Origin of the sequence: Halomonas marinisediminis (genome assembly GCF_004347715.1) — a bacterium.
Taxonomy (GTDB): Bacteria; Pseudomonadota; Gammaproteobacteria; order Pseudomonadales; family Halomonadaceae; genus Halomonas; species Halomonas icarae.
Genome location: NZ_SLTR01000483.1, coordinates 1 through 270 on the forward strand (window position 1 = coordinate 1; position 270 = coordinate 270).

Consider the following 270-nt stretch of genomic DNA (forward strand, 5'->3'; position numbering starts at 1 on the left):
TCGCAAGTCAGCGAAGCCCTGCGTTACACCGCAGGCGTCACCACAGAGGTTTTCGGCAACGATCAGGACTACGACTGGATTCGCGTGCGCGGCTTTCAGGCCGACCAGACCGGAGTTTACCTCGACAATGCCCAGAACCTCGCGTTTGCGTTCGGATCTTTCTTTATCGACCCCTATACGCTGGAGCGCATCGCGGTGCTGCGCGGACCATCCTCGGCCTTATATGGGGGTTCTAATCCCGGTGGTATTCTGAACTACGTGTCCAAACGT

Annotated in this window: 1 protein-coding gene; it reads left to right on the forward strand. The window is 57.4% G+C overall.

Going from position 1 to position 270, the window contains the following annotated elements; all coding sequences use genetic code 11:
• The coding region (locus E0702_RS17500) for a TonB-dependent receptor plug domain-containing protein (RefSeq protein ID WP_165927621.1) at positions 1-270 on the forward strand (270 nt) is incomplete at both ends.